The 26322-nt window shown below is 70.6% G+C and carries 22 protein-coding genes and 1 pseudogene; 11 read left to right on the forward strand and 12 right to left on the reverse strand.

Annotated elements, in window-relative coordinates; genetic code table 11:
- Positions 1–4: 4 nt before the first annotated feature.
- The 5 genes from OHA98_RS15155 to OHA98_RS15175 form a co-directional block, all read right to left on the reverse strand.
- The gene (locus OHA98_RS15155) at positions 5–499 is read right to left on the reverse strand and encodes an FBP domain-containing protein (RefSeq protein WP_266926077.1); all 495 of its coding nucleotides are present in this window, start codon (positions 497–499) and stop codon (positions 5–7) included.
- A 75-nt stretch (positions 500–574) separates the two neighbouring features.
- Positions 575–1474, reverse strand: a complete 900-nt coding sequence (locus OHA98_RS15160; RefSeq protein WP_266926079.1) for a hypothetical protein — start codon at positions 1472–1474, stop codon at positions 575–577.
- Positions 1471–2484, reverse strand: coding sequence for an SPFH domain-containing protein (locus OHA98_RS15165; protein WP_266926080.1), 1014 nt, complete (start codon positions 2482–2484; stop codon positions 1471–1473). The genes OHA98_RS15160 and OHA98_RS15165 overlap by 4 nt, the downstream gene beginning before the upstream one ends.
- Before the next feature lie 53 nt (positions 2485–2537).
- A complete protein-coding gene (locus OHA98_RS15170; RefSeq protein WP_266926082.1) occupies positions 2538–3317 on the reverse strand; it encodes an SDR family oxidoreductase in 780 nt (259 codons plus the stop codon).
- Positions 3318–3554: 237 nt separating this feature from the next.
- Positions 3555–4184: a TetR/AcrR family transcriptional regulator gene (locus tag OHA98_RS15175; RefSeq protein WP_266926084.1), complete on the reverse strand. Its 630-nt coding sequence runs from the start codon at positions 4182–4184 to the stop codon at positions 3555–3557.
- A 160-nt stretch (positions 4185–4344) separates the two neighbouring features.
- Between OHA98_RS15175 and OHA98_RS15180 the strand changes: the two genes are divergently transcribed.
- Together OHA98_RS15180 and OHA98_RS15185 are read left to right on the forward strand one after the other, a co-directional pair.
- A complete protein-coding gene (locus tag OHA98_RS15180; protein WP_266926086.1) occupies positions 4345–5238 on the forward strand; it encodes a phosphatase PAP2 family protein in 894 nt (297 codons plus the stop codon).
- On the forward strand, positions 5235–6317 hold the full coding sequence (locus tag OHA98_RS15185) for a hypothetical protein (protein WP_266926088.1): 1083 nt from the start codon (positions 5235–5237) through the stop codon (positions 6315–6317). The genes OHA98_RS15180 and OHA98_RS15185 overlap by 4 nt, the downstream gene beginning before the upstream one ends.
- Here OHA98_RS15185 and OHA98_RS15190 read toward each other — a convergent pair.
- On the reverse strand, positions 6298–6855 hold the full coding sequence (locus OHA98_RS15190) for a PadR family transcriptional regulator (RefSeq protein ID WP_266926090.1): 558 nt from the start codon (positions 6853–6855) through the stop codon (positions 6298–6300). The genes OHA98_RS15185 and OHA98_RS15190 overlap by 20 nt on opposite strands.
- 33 nt (positions 6856–6888) lie before the next feature.
- Positions 6889–8904 (reverse strand): FAD-dependent oxidoreductase, encoded by a 2016-nt coding sequence (locus OHA98_RS15195; protein ID WP_266926091.1) that lies wholly within the window; start codon positions 8902–8904, stop codon positions 6889–6891.
- Between the two features lie 223 nt (positions 8905–9127).
- Here OHA98_RS15195 and OHA98_RS15200 point away from each other — a divergent pair, with 223 nt between their 5' ends.
- Positions 9128–9652, forward strand: coding sequence for a DoxX family protein (locus tag OHA98_RS15200; RefSeq protein WP_266926093.1), 525 nt, complete (start codon positions 9128–9130; stop codon positions 9650–9652).
- Here the strand turns inward: OHA98_RS15200 and OHA98_RS15205 are convergent, their stop codons facing one another.
- The gene (locus OHA98_RS15205; RefSeq protein ID WP_266926095.1) at positions 9653–9907 is read right to left on the reverse strand and encodes a DUF3732 domain-containing protein; all 255 of its coding nucleotides are present in this window, start codon (positions 9905–9907) and stop codon (positions 9653–9655) included. It abuts the gene before it with no gap.
- 334 nt (positions 9908–10241) lie between these two features.
- Here OHA98_RS15205 and OHA98_RS15210 point away from each other — a divergent pair, with 334 nt between their 5' ends.
- Positions 10242–10508 carry a hypothetical protein gene (locus OHA98_RS15210; protein ID WP_266926096.1) on the forward strand — a complete coding sequence of 89 codons (267 nt, stop codon included), beginning with the start codon at positions 10242–10244 and terminating at the stop codon, positions 10506–10508.
- A 402-nt stretch (positions 10509–10910) separates the two neighbouring features.
- On the opposite strand, the gene OHA98_RS15215 is transcribed toward OHA98_RS15210, so the two are convergent.
- The gene (locus OHA98_RS15215) at positions 10911–12167 is read right to left on the reverse strand and encodes an alpha/beta hydrolase (RefSeq protein ID WP_266926098.1); all 1257 of its coding nucleotides are present in this window, start codon (positions 12165–12167) and stop codon (positions 10911–10913) included.
- Positions 12168–12537: 370 nt separating this feature from the next.
- Positions 12538–13992, reverse strand: a complete 1455-nt coding sequence (locus OHA98_RS15220; protein WP_266926100.1) for a sulfatase — start codon at positions 13990–13992, stop codon at positions 12538–12540.
- A gap of 495 nt (positions 13993–14487) precedes the next feature.
- On the opposite strand from OHA98_RS15220, the gene OHA98_RS15225 reads away from it, so the two are divergent.
- The 6 genes and pseudogenes from OHA98_RS15225 to OHA98_RS15250 all read left to right on the forward strand — a co-directional run bounded on the left by OHA98_RS15225 (position 14488) and on the right by OHA98_RS15250 (position 22837).
- Positions 14488–16707 (forward strand): MMPL family transporter, encoded by a 2220-nt coding sequence (locus OHA98_RS15225; RefSeq protein WP_266926102.1) that lies wholly within the window; start codon positions 14488–14490, stop codon positions 16705–16707.
- A 67-nt stretch (positions 16708–16774) separates the two neighbouring features.
- Positions 16775–18277, forward strand: a complete 1503-nt coding sequence (locus OHA98_RS15230; protein WP_266926104.1) for a streptophobe family protein — start codon at positions 16775–16777, stop codon at positions 18275–18277.
- Positions 18278–18308: 31 nt separating this feature from the next.
- A complete protein-coding gene (locus tag OHA98_RS15235) occupies positions 18309–19043 on the forward strand; it encodes a response regulator transcription factor (protein WP_323179558.1) in 735 nt (244 codons plus the stop codon).
- Between the two features lie 35 nt (positions 19044–19078).
- Positions 19079–20602 (forward strand): cell wall metabolism sensor histidine kinase WalK, encoded by a 1524-nt coding sequence (locus tag OHA98_RS15240; protein WP_266926108.1) that lies wholly within the window; start codon positions 19079–19081, stop codon positions 20600–20602.
- A gap of 726 nt (positions 20603–21328) precedes the next feature.
- On the forward strand, positions 21329–21838 hold the full coding sequence (locus OHA98_RS15245; RefSeq protein WP_266926110.1) for a DinB family protein: 510 nt from the start codon (positions 21329–21331) through the stop codon (positions 21836–21838).
- Between the two features lie 98 nt (positions 21839–21936).
- Positions 21937–22837: pseudogene (locus OHA98_RS15250) on the forward strand (IS982 family transposase).
- 14 nt (positions 22838–22851) lie between these two features.
- Here the strand turns inward: OHA98_RS15250 and OHA98_RS15255 are convergent.
- On the reverse strand, positions 22852–23505 hold the full coding sequence (locus OHA98_RS15255) for a hypothetical protein (RefSeq protein ID WP_266926111.1): 654 nt from the start codon (positions 23503–23505) through the stop codon (positions 22852–22854).
- 663 nt (positions 23506–24168) lie between these two features.
- On the opposite strand from OHA98_RS15255, the gene OHA98_RS15260 reads away from it, so the two are divergent.
- On the forward strand, positions 24169–24633 hold the full coding sequence (locus OHA98_RS15260) for a hypothetical protein (RefSeq protein ID WP_266926113.1): 465 nt from the start codon (positions 24169–24171) through the stop codon (positions 24631–24633).
- A 59-nt stretch (positions 24634–24692) separates the two neighbouring features.
- Here OHA98_RS15260 and OHA98_RS15265 read toward each other — a convergent pair whose 3' ends face one another.
- The gene (locus tag OHA98_RS15265; RefSeq protein ID WP_266926115.1) at positions 24693–26273 is read right to left on the reverse strand and encodes an IS1182 family transposase; all 1581 of its coding nucleotides are present in this window, start codon (positions 26271–26273) and stop codon (positions 24693–24695) included.
- Positions 26274–26322: the final 49 nt, after the last annotated feature.

Here is a 26322-nt window from a genome sequence, read left to right on the forward strand (position 1 = left end):
CGGTTCAGCCCGAGAGTGTGTCCAGGAAGGCGAACAGCTTGTTCCGGGTGCGCTCCACCTGCTCTTCCACGGTCAGGGACTCGTCGAAGCGTGACCCGGGGGCGGGCACCTTCTTGCCCCGTACGTACAGCGAGCAGTCCAGATCGGTGCAGAGGTAGATCCCGACCGAATTCCCGTCCCGGCCCGCCTGGCCGCGCTTGCGGGCGGTCATCAGGGAGACGCCGTTGCCCGGGTGGGTGGTCAGACAGACCGAACACATGCTGCGGTGGAGGAAGCCGCGCTGGTGGGAGGGGAAGCGCAGGGTGATGCCGATGAGCGCGCCCCGCAGTTCGGTGACGATGTAGCTGCGGTCCGGTGCGGAGAGGTCGCGCCAGCCCAGGAAGTCCAGATCGTCCCAGCGCCGCTCGTCCAGATCGCGCGGAAGGGGCAGGCGCTGGGCCTCGCCCTTGGAACAGTTGACGAAGGACGCGCGGATTTCCCGCTCACTGACGGCTCTCATGAGGAAAACGCTATTCACGCCTATGACCTACAGGCAAATGATTAATGTGTGTAGGGGAGTGGCCGACGGCCGGTCTCAGATGACGAGCCGCAGTGAGGTGGTGGCGATGCCGAGCCGTACGGTCTGCCCCCAGGTCAGCTCCAGGGCGTCGGACTCCATGCCGTCGCCGAAGACCACGATCCGGTCCGACTCGACCGTGAGCCGGAGCCCCTGTCCGGGGCTCAGTTCGCCCGCGACCAGGGAGGTTCCGGTCACCGGCGAGGGCCAGGCCTCGCGTACGAACCACAGCAGCCGCGGATCGGACGGGGCGGGCAGTACCGGTGTGCTGCCCCGCTCCAGCCAGAGCGAGCGGAGCCAGCCGGTGGCTCCCGTACCGGTGCCGACCAGGACGCCCGAGGAGGCCTGGGCCTCGGCGGCGGTCGCCCCGTCGTCGGGGCCCAGGCGGTAGCGCGCGGTCTGGTGGCCGGGCGGTCCGAGGTAGATCTCGTTCAGGGCGAGCAGCCGCTGGGTGTCGTCGGCGACGGCCTCCACCATGGTGAGCTCCTCCGCCCGGCCCCGGGGCGTGACGGCCGCCCGGAGCAGGGCGGCGGCGTCACCGGGGCGGTGGCGGACGAGGACGCCGGGGTTCCGCCCGGGGTCGCTGTCGATCCCGACCACCGGCTGGCCCGCGAGGTACTTCGCGGCGTTGGCCACCAGCCCGTCCTGGCCGACCACGATCACCACGTCCTCGGGGGCGAAGAGGAAGCGGTCCAGATCCGCCCGCTCCACCCGTGAACCCCGCCACTGGAGCGGAACGGCGGCCGCCACATCGGCCAGGGCCCGTTGCGTACGCTCATGGCGCCGGGCCACCTCGTCGATCGACCGGCCCCGGCTGGACAGGAAGAACGCGGCCTGTCCGTGCGTCCCGTGCCGGGCGAGGAGTTCCTCGTACTCGGTGGTCCGGTGCACGAGCACCGCACGCGGGGCGAGGCTCATGCCCGCGGTTCCGGGGCCGGCCGGCCGAGCTTGGAGAGCAGCCCGGTGAGGACGTCGGGGGAGAGCGTCAGGCTGTCGATGCGGGGCAGGTTCTCGGCGAGCCGTGTCGCCGCCAGGGCGTGCAGCGTCGCGGGATCCACCTCCGCGTGCACCCGCAGCCAGGCCGCCTGTGCCTCGGCGCGCGCCGCTCCGGTGTCCCGGGCCGCCGCCGCCTCCGCACGGGCCAGCCGCACGGTGCGGGCCGCCTCGGCCTCGGTGCGTACCGCGTCGGCCGCCGCCTTCTCCTCGGCCTGGCGCCGGGCGTTGGTGCCGTTCTGTTCCACCAACTGCTCTTCCCGGCGGGCCAGTTCGATCTTGCTGGCCAGTTCGTTCTCGGCGATGGTGCGTTCCCGCTCGACCGCGACGGCCCGGCGTTCGTACGTCGCCCGGTCGGCCTCCTGCTGGATCTGCTCACGGGCCGGGGTGCGCAGGGCCCGCTCGACCTCGGCCTCGGGACGGATCGCCACGACGCGGACGGCCACCACGTCGATGCCGGTGGCGGGCAGCCGCGGTTCGGCGGCGAGGCCCGTGGCGACCCGTTCGCGCACGGAGGCGACCCCGTCCACGAGCGCGGCGGCGAGCGGTGTGCGCGCCAGGACGTCCAGCGTGTGCTGCTGTGCGGTCTCGGTGAGCAGGGTGGCGATCTGCTCCAGCGGTGCGCCGCGCCAGTCGCCGGTGTCCGGGTCCACGGAGAAGTCGAGCCGGGCCGCCGCCTGGGCCGGGTCGCTGATCCGGTACGTCACGGTGGCCTGCACGGTGACGTCCTGGAAGTCGGCCGTGCGGGCGTGGAACGCCATGGCCAGCTCGCGGTCGTTGACCGGCACCTCGGAGAGCGCGGCGGTCAGTGACCGGTACCAGAAGCTGACTCCGGGGCCGTCGTGGGCGAGCTTGCCGCGCTTGTGGTGGCGGATGTGGGCCGTGGGCGCGGAGCGCAGATGGCGCCAGCCGTAGCGCCTGGTGATGTCGGCCATGAGGGCCCCCTTTATTTCGTCAGTGCGACGATAAGGGGTGATGCCGAATATCGTCAAGAGGACGAGAAGGGATTTCCGGCCAGATAGCGGGCCGGTACCTCGCCGCCGCCGTGCACCGCCAGATCGGCGCCGTTGACGTACGGAGCCAGCCGGCCGGCCAGGAAGAGGCAGGCGCGGGCCACATCGTCCGGCACCGCCTCCCGCCGCATCGGGATGACGCCCTCCGCCGCCGGGCCGCCTCCTCTGCCGCTCCCGGCGTGCGGCGTGCGGACGGGGCCCACGGTGATGTGGTTGACGCGGACCTTCGGCGCCCACTCCAGGGCCAGGGCCCGCGTCAGCGCCAGCAGCCCCGCCTTCGCCGCCGTGTAGGCGGCGGTACCGGGCTGCGGCTGGCGCGCGGAGACACTGCCGATATTGATCACGCTGCCGCCCTCCGGCTGCTCCCGCATGACCAGGTTCGCGGCCTGCGACAGGTAGAAGGGGGCCAGCAGATTGAGCGCGACGACCTTCTCGACGAAGCGCGGGGAGACGGTCGCCGCGTCGGCGTCGGGGGAGCCGCCCGCGTTGTTGATGAGTACATCGAGCCGCCCGAACCGGTCGGCGGCCGCCGTCACCAGTGAGGCGGCCGCCGCCGGGTCCCGGACGTCGGCGGCCCGGAAGAGGGCGTGGCGCCCGTCCGCCGAGGGTGGTCGCACCGGTTCGCCGCGCCCGCACACCATGACATCCGCGCCCGCCGCGAGAAATGCCGTGGCGATCTCCGCGCCGATGCCCTTCGTGCCGCCGGTGACGATCACCGCCCGTCCGGAGAAGTCGATCGGATCGCCGATGTCCATGGTCCGCCCTCCGTCGTTGTCGACGACAAGCTACCAAGCATTTGTTTGGCGCCCTAGGGTCTGCGGGGAGGAACCGGACGGCGACGGTGGTGGCCGGGGCGGGAGTGCGGAGAAGCACGGCCGGCCGGTGAATCCCTTGGGATTCACCGGCCGGCCGGGGTGGTGCGCCGCCCCCGTCCCCACGGTGCGGCGCGGGTGGACCGTCGTCTCCGCCGGGGCGGACGGTCCACGTTTCGTTCAGGACTCCGGCGGGGGTGCCTCGAGTCCGAGTCCGGGAAGGATCGCGGTCGCCACGAACCGGGTGAGATACGCCTCGTCCGCGTACCGCCCCTCCAGCAGTGGCCGGGCACGCATGACCCCGAGCAGCTGCGCGGCGACGTACGCCGCCGCGGGGTTGTCCGCCGCGATCTCGCCCCGCTCCACGCCGCGTCGCAGCATCGCGTCGATCGCCGCGATCTCCGGCAGGATCAGCGCCTCCCGCAACGCGCACAGCAGCTCGGGGCTCTGGAGCGCCGCGTGGCTGAGCGCGTGCATCAGCGGGGTGTCGCGGCCGGAGTCCTCACCGATGGACCGGGCCGCCTGGTGCAGGTCCCCGGCCAGGGTGCCGGTGTCGATGTGCGAGAGCAGCATGCGCCGGGTGCCGTGCAGTGCGGCGACGACCAGCTCGGGCTTGGAGCCCCACTGCCGGTAGAGCGTCGATTTCCCGCAACGGGTCCGCGAGGCCACTCCCTCCATGGTGAGGGATTCGTAGCCGCTCTCGCGCAACAGGTCCAGCACGGCCGTGTAGAGCTCCTGTGCCCGCTCCGGTGTGATCTTCGATCGGCGCGACACGGGTGCTGACTCCTGTACGGAATCGTGCGACGGCATGTGCTTCCCTCCTGCGGCTCTGCGGTGAGGTCCCTCGATACGCCAGTGTACCGATACGCGCGTGTACCGATACGTTCGCGTATCGGTACACTGGCGTATCGATACGGCATGGACTGGACCATGCCGCCGTAACAGCGCTTCGTCAGCAAAGGGGCAACGGGTGATACACGCCCGCAGCGAGCCTGCAGACCGGGAGCCGGACAGTTCTGCCCGACCGCCCCTCGTACGTGAGTTCCTCCTGGTCGCGGGACTCTTCCTCGTCTACAAACTCGGCCGGCAGGCCGCCAACGGGCATGTCGAGGAAGCCTTCCGCAACGCCGCACACGTATGGGACTTCGAACGGGCCGTCCGCCTCCCGGACGAGGGCGCCGTGCAGGGGGTCCTGCTGCACAGCGAGACGCTGATCCACGCGGCGAACACGTACTACGCCACTGTGCACTTCCCCGCCACGGTGCTGTTCCTGGTCTGGCTCTACTGGCGCCGGCCCCGTCACTACGTCTGGTCGCGCCGCATCCTCGCCGTGCTCACCGGCGCCGCCCTCGCGCTGCACCTGCTGTTCCCGCTCGCCCCGCCCCGGATGCTGGACGCGGCAGCGCTCGTCGACACCGGCCAGGTGTACGGCCCGACGGTGTACGGGAACACGCCGTCCACCGACTCGATGGCGAACCAGTTCGCCGCGATGCCCTCCCTGCACTTCGGCTGGGCGGTGATGGTCGCCGTCGGGCTGATCGTCGCCACCCGCTCCCGGTGGCGCTGGCTGTGGCTGCTGCACCCGCTGGTCACGCTGCTCGTGATCGTGGGCACCGCCAACCACTACTGGCTCGACGCGATCGCCGTCTCGGCGCTGCTCGCCGTGGCCTTCGCCGCGCTCCGGCTCCCGCGCACCGCGCCGGTCCGGGCGCCCCTGCCGTGGCCGTCACCCGGGGCGCCCGCCGCCGGGAGCGCGTTCGCCACCGCCCGCGTACCGGCGGCCGCCGGATCCCGTACCCGTACCACGCCCGTCGCGGGTGCGGCCGGGGCGCGGACGCTCGCCCGGTCCGGAGCCCGGCGGTGAACGCCACGCTCGTCGCGGTCGTCCTGTCCCTCGTATCGGCCGCCGCCTACGCGGCCGCGGCCGTGGCCCAGTCCCGGCTCGCCGGACGCACCGAGCCCTCCGCCGGAGTCCTGCGCGTGCTGGGCCGCGGAGCCTGGTGGTCGGCGGTCGGCCTGAACGCCGGAGGCGCGCTGCTCCATGTCGCCGCGCTGAAGTACGGCCCGCTCACCCTTGTCCAGCCGCTGGGCGCACTCACCCTCGTCGCCGCCGTCCCGCTCGGCGCGCGCGCCGCCGGGCGCCGGGTGAGCCGGACCGAATGGCGCGGCATCCTCCTCACCCTGATCGGCCTCGGCGCGCTGCTGATGACCGCGGGCGGCGCCGCTCCGCACGAGACGCTCAGCCTCCCCGAAGCGCTCGGCGTCGGCGCGGCGACCATGGCGGTCGTCGCCGGTCTCAGCCGCCCCGGCACCCGCCCGGGACTGCGGCACGCGGCGGCGTCCGGCATCACCTCCGGCGTCGCCTCGGCGCTCACCCAGACACTGACGGTCGCCGTCACCGACCACACCGCGGGGCCGCTGTTCAGCTGGCGGCTGCTGACCGTGGCGCTGCTCGTCTCCGCCTTCGCCATGGGCGGCCTGCTGCTGTCCCAGACCGCCTACCGCGGCGGTCTCGGTGCCCCGCTCGCCGTGGTCACACTGGCCAACCCGGTCGCCGCGGCGGCGATCGGCCTGGCCCTGCTCGGCGAACGCCTCCAGGGCGGAGCGGCCGGTGGGGTGCCCGCGCTGGCGGGCGCCGCGGCCGCGGTACGCGGGGTGATCCTGCTCAGCCGGGCCCAGCAACGGACCGAGCCCGGGACCACCGGGAAGGGCGGGGTTGCCGACGAGGACGGGACACCCATGGCCGGGGACGCCGGACCGGCGCCGTCGCGGATCGTCATCGGCAGCCCGCGGAAGCGGCACCGCCCGGTCCTCGCCCGCGCGGCCCGTGCCCGTGCCCCGCACGCTCCCGATCCGGGCGGTCCCGGCCTGCCGGGGCTCGACCCGGCCGCGCTCGACCCGTCGGCGCTCGACCCGCTCGCCGTCAGGACGGGCGGTCCCTGACGGCGGGCGGCTCGCCCGGATCGTCGAGAGCCCGGGTCAGCCAGCCGATCCAGAAGCTCTCCAGATCGATGCCGCCGCGCAGCACCAGGTACCGCAGCCGGTCCTCGTCGGCCGTCGGCGCGGGCGTGAAGTCGCGCTCCTCGATCTCCAGGTACTCCGCCAGCTGACGCTGATGAAGCTCCAGATGGCGCCGCAGCTCGGCCCCCAGGCCCGGCGCCCCGACCACCGCGGCCGCCCGCATCCTCAGCAGCAGCGGATCACGGACCGGACGAGGATCCTCCGGCTGCGCCACCCAGGCGGCCAGCTCCTCCCGGCCCGCCGGCAGCACCTCGTACTCCTTCTTCCGCCCACGCGCCGGCTGCGCCGCGGGCAGGGCCCTGATCCGCCCGGCCCGCTCCAGCTTCCCCAGCTCGCGATAGATCTGCTGATGCGTGGACGACCAGAAGTATCCGATGGACCGGTCGAACCTGCGGGTCAGCTCCAGCCCCGACGACGGCTTTTCCAGCAGGGCGGTGAGGATCGCGTGCGGCAGTGACATGGAGTGCATCCTAAGGACGGGCGGAAGGGGACCTCACAACGTCGCCGCGAGCTCCGTGCCCTGGCGGATCGCGCGCTTGGCATCGAGTTCCGCGGCCACATCCGCGCCGCCGATCAGATGCACCGGACGGCCGGCGGCGAGCAGCTCCTCGTACAGCTCGCGGCGCGGTTCCTGGCCCGCGCACAGCACCACCGTGTCGACGGGAAGCAGGCGCTGCTCGCCGTCCACCGTGAGGTGCAGGCCCTCGTCGTCGATACGGTCGTAGCTCGCGCCCGCGATCATCTCGACGCCCCGGTGGCGCAGCTCGGTCCGGTGGATCCACCCCGTGGTCTTCCCGAGCCCCGCTCCGACCTTGGCCGCCTTGCGCTGGATCAGATGGACTGTGCGGGGGACCTTGGGGCGCTCGGGAGCGCGCAGCCCGCCGCGGTCCGCGTAGCCGGTGTCCACGCCCCACTGCCGGAAGAACACCTCAGGATCGAGACTGGCCGCATCGCCGCCGTCCGTCAGGAACTCGGCGACGTCGAAGCCGATGCCGCCCGCTCCGACGACGGCGACCCGCTCACCGACCGGTGCTCCGTCGCGCAGCACGTCCAGATAGCTGACCACGCTGGGGTGTCCGGCCCCGGGTATCGCGGGGATGCGGGGTTCGACCCCGGTGGCGAGGACGATCTCGTCGAAGCCCTCCAGCATCCCGGACGTGGCACGGGTGCCGAGCCGGAGCTCGACGCCCTGCTCGGCGATCCGGGTACGGAAGTAGCGCAGCGTCTCGTTGAACTCCTCCTTGCCGGGCACCCGGCGGGCCACATCGAGCTGACCGCCGATCGTGTCCGCGAGGTCGAACAGGGTCACCGCGTGCCCGCGCTCGGACGCCGAGACCGCGCAGGCCAGACCGGCGGGACCGGCTCCGACGACGGCGATCCGCTTACGGGTCCGGGTCGGCGAGAGCACCAGTTCCGTCTCGTGGCAGGCCCGCGGATTGACCAGGCACGAGGTGATCCTCAGGCTGAAGATGTGGTCCAGGCAGGCCTGGTTGCAGCCGATGCAGGTGTTGATCGCGTCCGCACGGCCCGTGGCCGCCTTGGCCACGAAGTCCGGGTCGGCCAGGAACGGCCTGGCCATCGACACCATGTCCGCACGGCCGGAGGCGAGGATCTCCTCGGCCACCTCCGGGGTGTTGATGCGGTTACTGGTCACCAGGGGAACGGAGACCGCGCCGCGCACCTTCTCCGTCACCCAGGTGAAGGCGCCGCGCGGCACGGAGGTGGCGATGGTGGGGATGCGTGCCTCGTGCCAGCCGATGCCGGTGTTGATGATCGTGGCACCCGCCGCCTCGATCTCGCGCGCCAGCCGCACGACCTCCTCCAGCGTGGAGCCGCCGGGCACCAGATCGAGCATGGAGAGCCGGTAGATCAGGATGAAGTCGCTGCCGACCCGCTCACGGACCCGGCGCACGATCTCCACGGGGAATCGGATGCGGTTCTCGTACGGGCCGCCCCAGCGGTCGGTGCGGTGATTGGTCGCGGAGACGATGAACTCGTTGATCAGATACCCCTCGGAGCCCATGATCTCGACCCCGTCGTAGCCCGCGCGACGCGCCAGCTCCGCCGCCCGGACGAACTCCTCGATGGTCTCCTCGACCTCGTCGCCGGTCAGGGCGTGCGGGGTGAAGCCGCTGATCGGGGCCTTGAGCGCGCTGGGTGCCACCAGGTCCGGGTGGTGCGCGTAGCGGCCGAAGTGCAGGATCTGCATCGCGATCCGGCCGCCCGCCGCATGCACGGCCGCGGTGATCTCCGTGTGCTGCGCGGCCTCCGCCTCGGTGGTCATCCGGGCACCGCCGGGGAAGGAGCACCCACGCTCGCTGGGCGCGATGCCCCCGGTGACGATCAGGCCGACGCCGCCGCGGGCGCGCTCGGCGTAGAAGGCGGCCATGCGCTCGAAGCCGCGCTCGGCCTCCTCCAGGCCGATGTGCATCGATCCCATGAGGACCCGGTTGGGGAGGGTGGTGAACCCCAGGTCGAGCGGGCTCAGCAACGTGGGGTACGGACTCATCCGGCGTCTCCTCGCACAGGTGTCGTCTAGGGGCTGTCCCGTTGTAAACCACCTGAACGTCATTGTGCAACAAGTTGCACAATGATCTGCGTCGCACCCCGGAGCCCTGCCGGACGGCCGTCCGTTCCCGTCCGGTCTAACCCGACCGTGCCCCCGGGCCCCGGGCCGACCACAGTGGAATCCGTAGCGTCCGCCCGACTGCCCCCACCCCCGGGAGTCCCTCATGGTCTGCGTCAACCGGCGTGATCTCGGCCTGCTCGTTCTGCGCGTCGGCACCGGCGCGGTCCTCGCCGCGCACGGCACCCAGAAGCTCGCCGGATGGTTCGGCGGCGGCGGAATCGAGGGCACCACCGCCGCGATGGAGGCCATGGGCTTCCAGCCGCCCAAGCACAGTGCTGTCGCCGCCGGGCTCGGCGAGACCGGCGGCGGTGTCCTGCTGGCCCTCGGCCTCGCCACTCCGGCGGCCGGCGCGGCCGCGGCCGGTGCGATGGCGGGGGCCGTGTCCGTCCATGCCCCGGCGGGCTTCTTCGCGCAGGGCGGCGGCTACGAGTACCCGGCGTTCCTCGGCTTCACGGCCGCGGCCATCGGCCTGATCGGCCCCGGCCGCTACTCCGTGGACCATGCGACGTGCCATGTCCTCAACCAGCCGTGGGTGGTCGCCCTGGCCTTCGCGGGCAGTGCGGTGGCCGCCGCGACAGTCGTCGGCAGGCGGGCCAGGCGGCAGGCGGAGCCGCCGGACGACGCGTAGTCAGTCGGCCTCCTGGACGGTGGAAGCGTCGCGGGGCTTCCCCGGGAAGAACGCCTGGGTGGGCTGGTCCAGCATGAGGAAGCCGGGAACGGGCCGGTTGCTGCGTCGCAGGTATGTATGCAGAGCGAGGTGAGCGACCAGGTGATAGCCGATGTGGTTCTTGGCGCTACCGATGCGGGTCAGGGGCAGACGTCCGGCAGGTCGTCTCAGGACGTCAGCCGATCTTGAACCGGTCTTGTGTCTCTCCGTTGACAACGACCTGGCTTGGCCGTTGCTGAGGCCTTCTTGCATGTAGTCCCGCTACGTGAGGCCATGGACGTGCTGCACAGCCACTTGCTCCGCACCCTGCTGGGGCCTCGCTGTTGTAGGTGGGGGCGGCCCGCGTGGTGGTGCCGTGGGCGAAGTCCGGACTTCGGCGCGATCAATCGGCTTGTCGATCTTTCCGAAGGGGACAGCCCTTAGAGGTGGCCCGCGGCGTGCTGGCTAGAGGGGTTCTCTTGTCGTTGGAGAAGAAGGCATCGTTGACCGTCACTCCCCGTCGCTTCAGGCTCATCACTGCCTGCTTGTGCGCGGGGGTATTGCGCGCGCAATGACGAACACGACTTCTCCCGCCGCCAAAGCCCTCGAAGAACGCCGTGCCGCCTCCTACCACGGTGTCGTCGAACTCATCACCCGTGCCCAACGCAGCGGGCACCTGCACGAGGACTTCACCCACCAGGACATCGTGATCCTGCTCATGGCCAACGCCGGCGTGATCGCCGCCACCGGCGACGCCGCCCCAACAGCTGGCGCCGACTGGTCGGCCACATGCTCCGCGCCTTCGCCACGCCCGGCACCGAAGCCCCGCCCAGGGTAGGGCAGGTCACCTTCGCCCACTCGTCCCAGGACGACCGCTGGGAGACCTCCACCGGCGACTCGGCCCATCACGTCCAGGTCGAAGCGCGGCCACCAGTCGCCGTCGTGCTTCACCGGGCCGGCCGCCCACCGCTCGCCGACCGGCCCGCCGCCGAGGGACTCGACGGCGGCCTCGCGCGACGGGAACGGCCTGGGCCGGGCGTCGAACCACCCTCCGATCTCCTCCTGCACGTCGAGGTTCAGCACCGGCCACAACCAGTCACAGGCACCTGATGTCCACCAGTACTCGTCACAGAGCAGTGGCGTCTTCGATCGCCTCCCCGCAGCGCGGCGCGAAACAGGAGCCGGATCGTGCCGGAGTGTCCTGGTGTTGGCCGGTTGCGCGAGCTGTCTGGGCGAGCCGTCAGGTGTGCTGTGCGAGGAATGCTGCGAGTTCCTTGGCATAGGTGTGGGGGTCGGTGTTCCAGGCGCCGGTGTGAGTCGCCCCCTCCACGGTGACGAGTCTGACCTTGTCGGGCCAGTCGTGGGCGAACTCCGCGCTCGTGGCGTACGGCACCACGGTGTCGCCGGTGCCGTGGAAGAGCAGGACGGGCTGCTTCGGGCCGGTGCGCCGGTTGGCGGCCAGGGCGTCGACGTCGTCGAGGTCGACGCCGGCGCGCAGGCCCAGCATTCCCGCCTGGAGGGCGGCGACGGGTGAGGGGAGTCCGAGGCCGGTGACGATGGTGTCGAGGGTCGCGCGGTAGTCGAGGGCGGGCGAGTCGAGGATGACGGCGCGCACGGCGCTGGTGTCGGTGGCGCGTTGGAGGTAGGTCTCGATGATGCCTCCGCCCATGGAGTGGCCGAGCAGGACGACGCCGGTGGCGCCGTGGTCGCGGGCGTAGCGGACGGCGGCGTCGAGGTCGCGCCATTCGGTGTCGCCGAAGTGCCGGGTGTTGCTGCTGTCCTGCGGGGCGCCGGGGTCGTTGCGGTAGGTGATGTCGAGGACGGGGTGGCCGAGGTCGTGCAGTTGGGGCATGGTGCGCAGTCCCGCGGCGCGTCCGGCGCCGAGGCCGTGGACCTGGATGACCCATGTGGTGCCGGTTCCGGGCAGGAACCAGGCGGGCATCGGGCCGAGTTCGCCGGGGTAGGTGACGTCCTGGTGGTCGAGGCCGAGTGCTTGCCCGGGGTCGGTGTTCCAGACGGTGACGATGACCTTCGCCTTGGCGCCCGGGGCGGGAGGGGTGTCGGCGGTCAGTTCGCGGGTGACGGTGTCGTCGTCGGAGGAGAGGACTGCGCCGAGGGTGCCGTGGTGGCGCCGGTCGGTCTCCTCGTCCTGCCAGACCAGGCCGTACGTGCCGGTGGCGCGGCTGTCGGTGGTGGCGGGGAGGGTCACCATGCCCGGCGCGGAGGCGACGATGTGGGTGCTCAGCGGGGTGTCGTCCATGGGGTGGACGAGTCTGCCCGCGGCCAGCCAGAGCAGGCCGGCGGCGGCACCGAGAACGAGGACGACGGTACTGGCGAGGCCGACCAGCAGACGTCGGCGCAGTCGGGAACGGTGGGTGCGACGGCCGGGTGCGGCGGTCTCCGGGCAGGCCTCGGACCCGGGTGCCTCAAGGGCGGCGGCCTCGGCGGGAGCGGTCTCCGGTGCGGTGGGTTCGGGCGGGGTGTGGTCGTGAGACATGGGCGGTGACGGTTTCCGATTCAATGAGGGGGGCCGGTGGTGGGCTTGAGAGCGAGGGTGCCGTCGGAGGGCTGCTTCCTCACGCTGAGGCGTTCGTTGATCAGGGAGGCTCTGGCCGGAGTCCCGGAGGATGGCCGCCAGGGCGTCGGCGCGATCGTGATGTCCGGCGACACGACCGACGGCCGCGCTCGGCGCGGGCGTGCCGGCGCGGGCGTCGTCGAGCGGCTGCGGCCCGAGGCGCCGTTCGGTCTGCGGAGCAGCCCGCCGCTGCGCAGGGGACAAGGCCTTCCCGGGTGGCCAGGAGGGTGGAGGGTGTGCCGGACGCCGACGGCGGGCGCTTGAGCGATGATCAACCGCCCGCCGCCGTGTCCTAGGCCGGATAAGGCAGCAGGCCTGCGTCGATCTTCTCCCAGGCGGCCCTGAGCTCGGCCACGAGCTGCGGTTCGTGCGTCGACCGGTCTGCGTACTCCCGCTGGTCCTGGTCCAGGTCGAAGAGAGTGTCCTTGCCGTTCTTGTGAGGGAACCTGGCCTTCGTGGCGCGGTGGTACTTCCACTTGCCGCGGCGCAGGGCCCGTTCCTCGCGGGTGCGCCAGAAGAGGTCCCGCTCGGGTCCCTTCTCGCCGCGCAGCAGGTATCCGGCGAGGCTCACGCCGTCCAGTGGTGTGGTCGGGTCGGGGCGGGCTCCGGTGACGTCGAGGAAGGTGGCGGTCCAGTCCGGTGTGAACACGGGTACGTGGCTGACCTGGCGGCCGTCGACACGGGCGGGCCACCTCATGATGGTCGGCACCCGGATTCCGCCTTCGAGCAGCGCGTACTTGCCTCCGGTCAGCGGCCAGCTGTCGGAGTAACGCTCCCCTCCGTTGTCGCTGGAGAAGACGACGAGGGTGTCGCGTTCCTGCCCCGAGCGTTTGAGGGCCCGCATCACCTCGCCGACGGAACGGTCGAGGCCCTCGACCATTTCGCCGTATTTGGCCAGGGACCCGCCGTCCAGATGCGCGAGAGCGAGTTGGGCCTGTTCGAGCGGTAGCTCGCGGACGAGACTCTCCAGCCGCTTGGCCTCCTCCGTGTCGCCCTCGGCGATCCAGGGCCAGTGCGGGGTGGTGAAGTTGAGGTTGAGCAGCCATGGCTTGTCGTGGTCGCGTGCGATGAACGCGCTCGCCCGCTCGGTGAGGACCCGGGTGTAGTAGCGCAGGTCCTTGTAGGGCGTCCCGCCCTCGTACAGGTCGTAGATCCGGTCGCTGGTGAGCTTCGAGTAGTACTCCAGGGCGCCGCCGAAGTTCCCGAAGAACTCGTCCCAGCCCGACCTGGTGGGGGAGTAGTCCGGCAAGAAGCCGCAGTGCCACTTGCCGATCATCGCCGTCGTGTACCCGGCCCGGCCCAGGAGCGAGGCCAGCGTGGGGTGGGTGGGTTCGAGACCGACGGTGGACCGCTCGATGATCGGCTCCTCAAGACCGGCCTCCGTACGCCCCGGATAGCGGCCGGTGTAGAGGCTGAGCCGGGTGGGCGAGCACGTCGAGGAGCCCGCGTAGCCATCGGTGAACCGCACGCCCTGCGCGGCGAGTCGATCGAGGTTCGGGGTCCTGATGTGCGGCGACCCGTAGCAGGCGAGGTCGGCCCAACCGAGATCGTCGGCGAGTATGTAGAGCAGGTTCGGCCTCTTGGCCCTGCGGTCCGTGGCGGCGTGGAAGGGCCGCTCCTCGGCGGCCCCGGACGCGACCGGCACCGCGTGGGCCCCCGAGGCGGGCAGACCCACCGCCGCGGCGGCCCCTGCTCCGACCGCACCGCCGAAGGCTCGTCGCGACAGGTTCTGTTCAGGCTTGGGCACAGTTCGCTCCTTGTGCCGGGCGGGACGCGGAATCGGCGCTGCCCGGGAGGTAGGGAAGACAGGGCGAGAGCATGAAGCGTGAGGCAGCTCGACGGGGTCGGCCATGCGCCGGGGCCCCGTCCGTTCCTGAGGACTGCCGTTGCGGGTATCAGCTTGGCCACCACGGCGATCGCGAGTTCATCTCCGGCGGCGCCTTTCTGGGTGTTCTCTGTCAATCCCCGGGTCGCGCGAGGGTGAAGAACGGGGCAATCCGGGTCTTTCCATGGCGGCGGCGAGGCCGGATACCCAGGAAACTCCCAGGAACTCTCCGAAAGCTGCGAAGTCCGGTTGGGAGAGTGCAGCCACGCCGACGGACGACGGCCCGGCGAGCGTCACGTTCGCCCTCCCGAATGTGACGTTTCGCCGAACCCCTGTGTGCGGGTGCCGTTCGACGACCCCGTCAAGGTCGTCCGCCCGGCGGTCTCCCGTACACCGATCCCCTCCCAGGAGCCACCCGTGGCAGCCCTTCTCTACCGACTCGGCCGGTTCACTCACCGGCACCGCTATCTCGTGGTCCTGTTGTGGATCTCAGTGCTCACGCTGGCCGGGGTGGCCGCTGCCCGGGCCCCCGCCGCCGGGCCCACGTCCTTCGCCATGCCCGGCACCGAGTCCCAGCGGGCCTACGACCTGATCGACGAGCGGTTCGAAGGACAGCGGGCCGACGGCGCCACGGCACGGGTGGTCTTCAAAGCGCCGGAGGGCAGCAGGATCACGGATCCGGCCCTGCGGGACGTGGTCTCAGCCACCGTCGACGAATTGGCTGCCGGACCCGAAGCGGCCCAGGTGGCCGATCCGTTCGAGGCCAGGACCGTCAGCGCCGACCAGTCGGCCGCCTACGCGCAGGTGACGTACAAGGTTTCCGGCACGGAACTCTCCGAGCGGTCCCGGCAGGCCCTCAGTGACACGATGGCGAAAGCCTCCCGTTCGGGCATGACGGTCGAGGCCGGGGGCGTCGCCCTCAAAGGAGAGCGGGGATCCCATGCGGCCGAGGCCGTCGGACTCGCCGTCGCGGCCGTCGTCCTGCTGATCACCCTGGGTTCGCTGCTCGCCGCCGGGCTGCCGTTGATCACCGCGCTCATCGGCGTGGGCATCGGCGTGTGCTCCATCACCGCCCTGGCGTCGACGTTCGCGCTGGACTCCACCACGTCCGTGCTGGCCATGATGCTGGGCCTGGCCGTGGGCATCGACTACGCCCTGTTCATCGTGTCGCGCTACCGCAGTGAGCTGGCCGACGGTCGGCTGCCGGAGGACGCGGCCGGTCGGTCGCTCGGAACGGCGGGCTCGACGGTGATCTTCGCCGGTCTGACCGTGGTGATCGCGCTCGCCGGCCTGGCCGTGGTCGACATCCCGCTGCTCACCAAGATGGGCGTCGCGGCGGCGGGCACCGTGATCCTGGCCGTACTGGTCGCGCTGACGCTCGTTCCCGCGCTTCTGGGCGTGGCCGGCGGGCGCATCAAGGCGCCGAGGGCGCGGAACAAGCCGACGGACCCCGAGTCCGCGGACGGCTCCCGCACACCGCGGGCATCGAACATGGGCGGCCGCTGGGCGTCGTTCGTGATCCGCCGGCCGGTGGCCGTGCTGGCGGTCGGTGTGGCCGCGCTGTGCACGCTGGCCGTCCCGACGGCGTCCATGCGGTTGGGGCTGCCCGACGAGGGCTCCCAGCCGGTGACCAGCACGCAGCGCAAGGCGTACGACCTCATCTCGGAGCACTTCGGCCCCGGCTTCAACGGACCGCTCCTCGCCGTCGCCGACGCGCGGGGGAGCGACGACCCGAAGCGGGCGGTGGGCGAACTCACCACCGTCATGAAGGACATCGATGGAGTCGCCACCGTCGGCCCGCCCCGATTCAACGACGCCGGCGACACGGCCATGATCACCGTCATCCCCGCGTCACGCCCCGGAGGCGCCGAGACGGAGGCCGTGGTCCACGCAATCCGTGAGGCGGGCGGCGATGTCATGAACGGCGACGGCGGTCGGCTGATGGTTTCCGGAAGCGCGGCGATGAACATCGACGTGTCGCGAAAGCTGAACGACGCCCTCCTGCCCTACCTCGCCCTCGTCGTCGGACTCGCCTTCCTCCTGCTCATCCTGGTCTTCCGCTCCCTCGCCGTGCCGCTGAAGGCCGCGCTCGGATTCCTGCTCTCCGTCGCCGCCTCGCTGGGCGCCGTCGTCGCGGTCTTCCAGTGGGGCTGGCTCTCCTCGTTGCTGGGCGTCACCGACCCGGGGCCCGTGATGTCGATGATGCCGATCTTCATGGTCGGAATCGTCTTCGGCCTCGCCATGGACTACGAGGTGTTCCTGGTCACCCGTATCCGCGAGGCATACGTCAACGGGCGGACGGCCCGCGAGGCGATCACCGCCGGATTCCGGCACAGCGCCCGTGTGGTGACAGCCGCGGCCCTGATCATGATGGCCGTGTTCGCCGGATTCATGGGGGCCGACGAGCAGATGGTCAAGACCATCGGGTTCGGCCTTGCCGTCGCCGTGTTCATCGACGCCTTCATTGTGCGGATGACCCTCGTTCCGGCCGTACTGGCGCTCATGGGCGACAAGGCGTGGTGGCTTCCCCGCCGGCTCGACTCCGCCCTCCCCCACCTGGATATCGAAGGGGACGACCTGCGGGTCGAAGAGGAGCACGAAGAGGTCGCCGCACTCGCGCACAGCACCCGTTCCTGACAGCCGTAATACGGAGAGAGAACTCCTTATGCCTATCCCGTCGAAAAAGAACACATCACGGGAATCCGTGCTGAAAGGCCCGAGAGCGGCCACCCTTCACCTTCTGGAGGGCGCGGGTTCGGTGGTCGTCGCCGTCACGGTGATGGCGCTCGTGGGATATGTGGCTCTGCGGAGTCTGCACGCCGAATCGGTCGGCCCGCTGACTCGGCTGGTGCCGCTGGTCCTCGCCATGGCGGTCGGCGGCTCGCTGACGCTGTCGTCGGCGGGTGGCGCGCCGGCCGTGGGCGACGGAGCCGCCGGCGGCGGGCTGGGCGGTCTCTTCGGAGGCGCGGGAGGCGCTGGCGGCATGCGCCTGGAGGTGACGGGCGGCCTGGACCTCATGCCGCTGTCCCTCACGCTCGTCGGCTCCGTGGTTCTCGCCACACTCCTCTTCCGGCCGCTCAGGCGGCGGGCAAAGCCCACCGGGCCCGTGCTCGGCGCTCGCTTCGCAGGGGCGGCCCTCGCCGCGGTGACGCTGTTCGCCGTGGTCGCCTCCCATGCATCCGGAACGCTGCAGTTGCCGGAGTCCGTCACCTCCAAGCTCGGCCAGGGCAAGGGCGGCGGTCGCGCCGGGGGGCGTGGACTCAGTGACGCGATGAAGGACGTCGCCGTCGGCGTCGACGCTGGAGCGGTCGCCGTCCAGGGCCTGGTCTGGGCGCTCCTCGTCCTGCTGATCGGCTGTGTCGTCGCCCGCCGCACCACCCTGCCCCGTGGGCTCGCGATGTCCTCCCTCCGGCTCAGGTGGAACCCGGCGGCCTCCGCGGTCGTCGGCGTCCACCTGCTGCTCGCCCTCGTCCCGCTGCTGCTCTCCGCGGCACTGGCCGCCGTGGCGGCGTGCGGTGGCGACCTGCCGGGCGCCGCCGGGAAGGCCGCCGGCGGGCTGCTGCTCCTGACGCCCAACCTCCTCACGATCCTCCTCACCGCAGGCCAGGGCTCCGCCTGGCAGGGAACGATGGAGAGCGAACAGGGCAGCGGCGGCGGTCTCGCGGGCATGCTCGCAGGCCGGGCCGAGGCGGCCCCCGAGCCGGCTCCCCGCGGCAAGAACGTGATGGACATCGCCGTCGCGGGGATCCCCCTGTGGGCCATCGGGCTGGCACTGCTGATTTCCGCGCTGCTCGTCTGCGGCTATGCGGCCACCGCTCGTACCCCCCGTCCCACCCCGCGTGAGGCCGCCAACGCACTCCTCGGCTTCCATGTGCAGATCGCGGTGCGCATCGGCGTCGTCACCTCCCTGTGCACGGCCCTTGTGTCCTGGCTCACCACGGCTTCCGGCGGATTCGGCATCGGTATCATGGGCATGCGGTTGGGGGGCGCCACGGCCGACCTGAGCGGGGACTGGCTCCTGGCCTGCCTCACCGGCAGCCTGCTCGGAGGAGCCGCAGGCTACGCTGGAAGCCACCTCCATCGCGTGCTGCGCATGCGGCGACCCTGCACAGCTCCTGCCGCGAAGCGTCGCCCCGGCCCGGGTCCGAGCGCGTCCGCGCCGGCGGAGCCCGTACGGCCCGAGGCCGCCGCGGCCAAGAACTCGTGAACGCGCCACAAGGCGACCGACCCTGTCCAGGATGCCGACGATGACCACACCCTCTCCGACGGCCGGCGGAAACCTGCTCGTCGTGGACGACGAGCAGACCGTCCGCGAGCTGCTGCCGACCGCACTGCGCTACGCCGGCTTCACCGTGGACACGGCCGCCACCGGCGAACAGGCCCTGGACAGGGCGGCACAGCACCCACCGGACCTGGTACTGCTCGACGTGATGCTCCCGGACATGGACGGCTTCGAAGTGATTCGACGCCTGCGTGAGCAGCCGAACGCGGCCACGACCGACCGACTGGGCCCTGTTCCCGTCATCTTCCTCACCGCCCGCGAAGCGACGCGGGACAAGGTCAACGGACTTCTGCTCGGCGGAGACGACTACGTCACCAAGCCCTTCGACCTCGAAGAGCTGATAGCCCGGATACAGGCGATTCTGCGGAGGACCAAGGGGAATCCTCACTCGACCTTGAAGATGGCCGACCTCGAGCTCGACCCCGAAGGGCATCAGGTCACCCGGGGAGGCGTGCCCGTCCGCCTTTCGCCGACCGAATTCCGACTGCTGCACTTCCTTCTCTCGAACCCCGGGAGCACGGTGTCCAAGTCACAGATCCTCGAATACGTATGGCGATACGACTTCGGTGGCGACCCCAGCATCGTGGACACCTACATCAGTTACCTGCGGCGCAAGATCGAAAACGGCGGGCCGAAACTCATCCACACCGTCCACGGAATCGGATACGTGATGCGCGGCCCGCGCACGTGAGGGTGCCTTCGGCGGCGTCGCGGATCCGGCGGGCTGTGAACCGGTACTCCCTGCGCGCACGTCTGCTGTTCCTGTCCGCGACGCTGCTCGCGGTCAGTCTGGTGACCAACGCGTTCTTCGTGAGTAACGCGCTGAGCGGGTACCTGATGGAGCAAGCCGACTCCCGGCTCAAGGTCACCACACAGATCTGCGCCCGACTGCCCGCCGCCGTACTGGAAACCTCACAGCGCGCCGAGCGACTTCCCCCGCAATGGAGCCAGTTCAGCAACCCCGTGGTCTTCCACATGGACGATCAGGGCACGATCCTCAACCGAATACCACCACCGGAGAAGCTCCCCCCGGGGGGCGGGCCCGCCCTCCCCACCCTCGACGGTCACTCCGTCGACGCACGGAAGGGCGATCCGTTCACCGTCGACTCACAGAACGGGTCAGGGCGCTGGCGGGTCATGGCCGTGCCCTACACCTCGGCCGCCGGTACCGCGGCTGACGGCGCCCCCCAGCCCGACAGCGTGATCGTGGCGGCGTCCCTCTCCCACGTCGACGACACGGTGAGCGAGATCCGCACGATATCCGCCACCGTGGGCAGCGTCCTGCTCTGCCTCCTCACGGCAGCCGGCTGGCTGGCCGTGCGCTCGAGCCTGCGCCCGCTCACCCGTATCGAGGAGACCGCGGCGGCGATCGCGCACGGCGACTTCTCCCGCCGGGTGCCGACCCTGGCCGGGCCGCGAACCGAAACGGGCCGGCTCACCACGTCGCTCAACGGGATGCTTGTCCAGATCGAGACGGCCTTCCAGGCTAGGGAGGAGGCCGAGGTGCGCATGCGCCGCTTCGTCGCCGACGCCAGCCACGAGATGCGCACCCCGCTCGTCGGCATCAAGGGATACACGGACCTCTACCGCATGGGTGCTCTGCCGACCCGCCAGAACGTCGACGAGACGATGGAACGCATCGCCCGGGAGTCAGAGCGCCTGGGCCGGCTCGTCGAGGACATGCTGCTGCTCGCGAGGCTCGACGAGAGCGCGTACCTCGCCCGGCCGGGAGCCGCAGCGCCGGACCCGTACCCGTTGGAGCTCGCGCCCATGGACCTGCGCACTCTCGCCGTCGACGCCCTGCACGACATCCACGCCCTGGATCCCGCTCGGTCCGTCACACTGACCGGCCCGGACGCCGGCAAGGCCACCTCGGCCCCCGCCCTGGCGGACGAGGCACGACTTCGGCAGGTGGTCAGCAACCTCGTCGGAAACGCGGTGAACCACACCCCGCCCGGCAGCGGCATCCGCGTCGGCGTCGGCTCGCTGGACGGCCATGCCGTGATCGAGATCGAGGACACGGGCCCCGGTCTGACGGCCGACGAACAGGAGCGGGTCTTCGAACGCTTCTACCGCGCGGACAATTCGCGCAGCCGAACAGCGGGCGGGGGCTCCGGACTCGGCCTCGCCATCGTCCACGCACTCGTCAGCGCGCACGGAGGCAGCATCGAACTGCGGTCGGAGCCCGCGCGAGGGTGCTGCTTCCGGGTGCTGCTGCCCCGGCTGAACATCGAGACACATGGGACCTGAGGCCAGGCAGGCCAGGGGCTGTGTCGCCAGCCAATTCTCCCCGGATTCACCCCAGTACTTGCAGGAGGGTAAAAGTCCTGGTCAGGGCCTTGCTTGGAGGTAGGTAGACGAGATCACCCGCATCACTTCTCCCCAGGGACTCCCATTCTCCCCATCCGCTCCTCAGCGCAAGTTCATTCTCCCCAGCTTCGGTCCCGCACGCACAGCGGCAGTGCCACCGGTCGGTGGTCTTTCCGGGATAGGTCTCAAGGGGCTCGAACCCCGCCTGGCGAACCTCGGCAGCGGCCCTAAAGAGATTGGTTCGGCTGCCGGCTCGGGGCACTTCTTGCAGCCTGCCGTTCCGGAACGGACGAAGGACAGGCGCGTCATGACGTCGTTCCCGCAGGAACAGCGGCAGTGCCACGGGGCCGTCGCCTGGCCGGGGTAGGGCTCCAGCGGCTGGAACCCGGCCGCGCGCATCTCGCCTTCGGCCTGTTTAGCGTTCGATGACTTGGAGGAGCAGAAGCGGCAACGGCTCCCTCCATTGTTGACGTTGGAGGTGCTCTCTCGTTCGCCTGTGGTGCAGCGGCAGCGCCAGGGGGTCTGACTGGATGGTCGATTCCAAGGGGTAGTTGCGGCTTCGGGGTCCAATGAGCCTTCAGGTCCGGTTGACGGCCACTCGTATGGGGACAGTCGACGGGATTAGATACTGGCCCTCAACGTAGGCATGGATGAGGAGCACGACCAATGACCAGCGTCAATCGCATAGGACCGCCCCGTTTTGGCAGCGAACGCGACATGCTGCGGGCTTTCCTCGACTACCACCGCGCAACTCTCGCCATGAAGTGCGAAGGGCTCACCGACGAGGAGCTGCGGCAGCAGCCGATGCCGCCGTCCGCGCTTTCGCTGCTCGGTCTGGTGCGGCACATGGCGGAGGTGGAGCGTGCTTGGTTCCGTCGAGTGTTCGAGGACAATGACGCGCCCATGGTCTGGTCCGACAAGATCGACTTTCAGGCAGCGTACGACGCGAGTGCGTCGACCAGGGACGAGGCGTTCGTGGCCTGGGATGCCGAGGTGGAGAACTCGCGCCGTATCGAGCGGGAGGCTGAGTCCCTGGACCAGGCCGGGTATCAGCCACGATGGGGCGAGGAGGTGTCGCTGCGGATGGTGATGGTGCACGTGCTTCTGGAGTACGGCCGCCACAACGGGCACGCGGACCTTCTGCGTGAAGGTGTCGATGGGACCGTGGGCGCCTGAGTCCGCGGGAGCCATCGATCTCCACATGCTGATCCGTTCCAGAGAATCGCCTGCGGGGTTGGAAGGAGGGAGTCCAACGTCAGTGTGCGAAGACAGAGTTGGACTCCCTCGCCACCGCACTCTGTGTGAAGACCGACGACTTGCTGAAGGACTCACCGCACCTGGCGTCCTGGCGTCCGGCGGTCGGGATCGCTCCGCAACTGACCGATGCCGAGCAGGTCACGCTCGCGATGATGCAGGCCATGCTGGGCTTCACCTCCGAGGCCGAGCGGCTCCGCCACGCCCGCGCCCACCTGCGGCATCTCTTCCCCTACCTGCCCAAGCAGCCCGGCTACAACAAGCGCCTGCGCAAGGCCACCGAGCTGCTGCGGCGGGTGACCCGGGTACTGGCAACCGACACCTCTGTATGGAGTGATGACATGTGGATCGTGGACTCCACGCCGGTGGAGTGCGGACGCTCCCGCGAGACCGTCAAGCGCTCCGACCTGGCCGGATGGGCCGAGTACGGGTACTGCGCCAGCCACAGCCGCTTCTTCTGGGGCCTGCGCCTGCACCTGGTGTGCACCCTGCAGGGCCTGCCCATCGCCTTCGCCCTGACCGGGGCCAAGGCCGACGAACGCGAGACCCTGCTGGACTGCTCGCCGCCGGACCGGAACTGGTCGCCGCCCGGGCCGGGCAGACGCAGATCGGCGACAAGAACTGCTTCGGCCGCGCCTTCGAGTACCAATTGGCCGAGCAGGACATCCGGCTGCTGAGGCCGGCCCGCAAGGGCGAGCCGGAGCGGGCCGGGCACCCCTGTTCAAGCCGTTGCGGCAGGTCATCGGGTCGGTCAACGAGACCTTCAAGGGCCAGCTTGACCTCGAACAGCACCGAGGCCGCACACCGGGCGGCGTGGTCGCCCGCGTCATGCAACGCATCCTCGCGCTGACGGCCGTGATCTGGCACAACGACCACACCAGCCAGCCCGTCCTACGCTCACTGACCGCCTACGACCACTGACCCCTTGGAATCGATCATCTGGTGCGGTAGGGCTCCAGCGGTTCGAATCCGGCCGCGCGCATCTCCGCCGCGCACTCCGCAGGGTCGAGCGGCGCGCTTCCCGCGCAGTGCCCGCAACGGTGCCCGCGGCCCTTGACCCCGGAGTACAGGGGCTTCGACTCCTTCCCGTACGTGGTGCAGCGGCAGTGCCAGCCCACCGAAGCACCGGGATACGGCTCCAGCGGCTCGAACCCGTGCGCCCGCATCAGAGCGGTGGCCTCGACCGGGTCGATACGGCGGGCAGCACCCCGCTGCTTGTTCCCCACCGCCCGGCAGAGCGGACACAGGTCGTAGCCGCTGCGGACGCTCGACGCCTTCACCCGGACCACCTCGCCGCACGCTGCATGACGGCAGTTCCACGGTGTACCGGCAAGAAGATTCGGCTCCAGCGGCTCGTACCCCGCCTCGCGCATCATGGCCTCCGTCTTTCCGGCGTTGGCCTCGCGCTGCCGCCGACCGCGGGCCCTGCGGTTGCACGTGGCGCAGCCCGACGAGACCCCCTCCTTGACCAGTTTCCGGACCGCGGACAGTCGTGGTGTGCCGACGGCCCCACACGCGGTGCAGCGGCAGCGCCACGGTGTCTGACTGTTGAGATACGGCTCCAGCGGCTCCAGACCGACCGACCGCATGTCCGTCTCGGCCCGGTCGGCCCCACCGGCGCGCTCCTGGAAGATGGCCCGGCGGCTCTTCTTCGTGCACTCCGTGCACCCGACCCTGCCCGGCGCTGAGGTATGCCGGTCGTGGGGAGACGATGCTTCCGCACGCCAGGTGCCGGGACCGCCACGGTTGCCCGCTCCCGGGATAGGGCTCCAGCGGCTCATATCCGGCTGCCTGCATTTGCGGCGGTGTGCTTGGCCTCAGCTGCTTGACTGCGCGGCCGCCCTGCATCCTTGCGGTCGGAGAAAGGGCTGCGGGAGGACGAGCGAACCATGCGACGATTCTCGCGCTTCAGCGCGAGCAACGAGCCCTGGTCTGTGGTCCTCTTCGAAAGTTGGCTTGCGAGGGCGTGAGCTGTCGTCCGGTTTCAGGATGACCACGCCGGGGGAGATCCTGCGGTTCTGCGCCATCGTGTCGCGCACTGGCCGCGTGCTGATGGGGCCGGAGGATTATGGAATAGAGGTTCGCATCCCAGGCGCTCAGTCCGGCTTGCTTGCCGCAACGTCGGCAGCCGGGCCCGTACGCGCTTGCTGCCCGCGCCTAGGGCGCGTATCGGGTTGTGATCAATAGGTGGTCCGGGTGAGGTGCTCGAGCCAGATAAGGTGCCCCCGAAGTCAGGCATGAGGGGGATCGCGGTGGAGCGACGGAAGCTGATCGGGATCGGGGCGGGGCTGGCGGTCCTACCCGCCTGGTGGGCCCTGCGTCAGGTGGCGAACGGGGCCAAGGGGGACTGGCACACCACTACCACACCGCTGGAGCGGGCGTTCCCGCTGCTGGGCCCGCTCACCGACGCCAAGTGGGTGAGCAGCCGGGACAACGATCGGGGCATACCCTCGCCGGAGCTGGTGATCTCGGGCTTCGCCCGGCTGACACCGGGGAAACTTGCCGAGCTGACGGCGGCCCACGCCTTCGTCTCCGAAAGGCCGGCCGATGACTTCTCCTCGTGGTTCGAGAAGCCGCTCAAGGGCGAGGGGCCGGAGAACCCCCAGTGGATCCGGTCGCACGAGCTCGACCGCGACGGCAGCGGCTACTCCACCAACCTGTGGTTCGACCGTCGCAGCGACACCGTCCGCTTCTGGGCACTCAACCCGTACGGCTAGAAGTTTGCTGAAAATCTTGTCGAAGGGCTGTCCGGCTGCAGGCCGGGTGGCCCTTTTCGCTATGCGGTGGCTGGGACGAGGTGCCAGGTGTTGCCCGTCCGAATGAGTCCGAGGCTGATCAGTCGGCGGAGATTGAGGGCGGCGGCGCGGTGGTGGAGCCAGATGTTGTTGGTGATGACGCCGCGGTAGGGAACCCGGCGGTTGCCCTTGGCGACGAGCCAGGCCATAGCCCGCTCGACGGGCGGCCGCCATCTGCGGTATTCGTCCTGCCAGGCCACGTCGGTGGTGGCCTGGGCTCGGGCGGCGGCCAGCAGGTCGTACTGGGGGTGCACGTTGAGGGTGCGTCCGGTCTTGGAGGTGGTGCAGCGTTCCCGCAGGGGGCAGTCGGTGCACAGGCGCTTGAACTGGGCGGTGCGGGCGCCGTCCGCTTTGACCTGTCCGAGGTTGGCGGCGTGTCCGGCCGGGCAGGTCGCGGTGTCGGCCGCTGCGTCGATGCGGAAGTCGTCGATGGTGAAGCCGCCGGGGACGGCCTGCCGCATCGGCGGCGGTTTGATCACCAGGGTGTGGCCCTCCGCGTGCAGCCGAGCGCGCAGGTCGCCGGTGCCGTAGGCGGAGTCGCCAAGCACGGTTAACTCGCCGTCTTCGTCGGCGAGCAGACCGGCGGCGACGGCGGCCTCGTGGTTGTCGGGGCCGTAGCCACTGGTGAGGGCGACTGCGGTGAACAGGCCGGTCTCCGGCTCGAAGGAGACATGTCCTTTGAAGCCCTCCTGGTGACGGGTGCGGTTTTTGTGGATGTGCCGTGCGTCGGGGTCGACGGTGGACACGGTCCGGTCGGCCACCGTGCGCTTGGCGATGCGCCAGCGTCCGTCGCGTCCGTCGGAGTCCTCGGCGGGTTCCACGTCCTGGCCCGCGACCAGGGCCAGCAGGCCAACAGCGTTCGCCGCCTTCTCGCCCAGGTTCTGCTCGGGCAGGTGCCCGAGCAGGAGATGGGCATCAGTGACCAGCGCGTCGACCAGCGTGGCGCGGGCCGTCTCGTCGTCCCAGGCGATCCTCGGCTTGCCCGGGTCGGTGTAGTCGTGCGCCCGGCAGTGTTCCGCAGCCACTTCCCCGGCGCCGGGGACCTCGCGGATCACTCGGCGGACGGCGGAGATGATCTGGGTGACGGTGTCCTGGGTGGCCACCGCGTCATCGAGCACCGTGGAGTCCAGCGCCCGCCGCTGCCTTCCCTTGAGTACGCCGGTCGCGGCCACGACCTCCCTGACCTTGGTAAAGATCCGCATCGGATCGGCCGAACGACGCAGGCGGCGCCGGAAATACGTCAGCAGCGACGGATCGAACGCGGTGTCGTACAGGCCGAGCCCGCAGGCGGCCTTCCACCGCAGGTCACACCGCAGCTCCTGGACCGTCTCGAAGTCCGAAAGCCCCTGCAGGCTCTGCAGCACCACCGTCGCGGCCAGCACCTGCGGCGGCAGACTCGGACGGCCGTTGGACGACGGATACATGTCCGCGAACATCCCCGGCGGGAACAGCACCTCACGATGTTCAGCCAGGAACGCGAACACACTGCCTGCCGGGATCAACTCCCGGCAGGTCTCCCACACATCCGGCCCGACCGTGTCCCCGGCCCATTCCCCCTGCATGCCTACAAGACTGGCCCCGACTCCACCGAGCCGGGGCCAGAACCCGAGA

Source organism: Streptomyces sp. NBC_00654, from assembly GCF_026341775.1.
Lineage (GTDB): Bacteria > Actinomycetota > Actinomycetes > Streptomycetales > Streptomycetaceae > Streptomyces.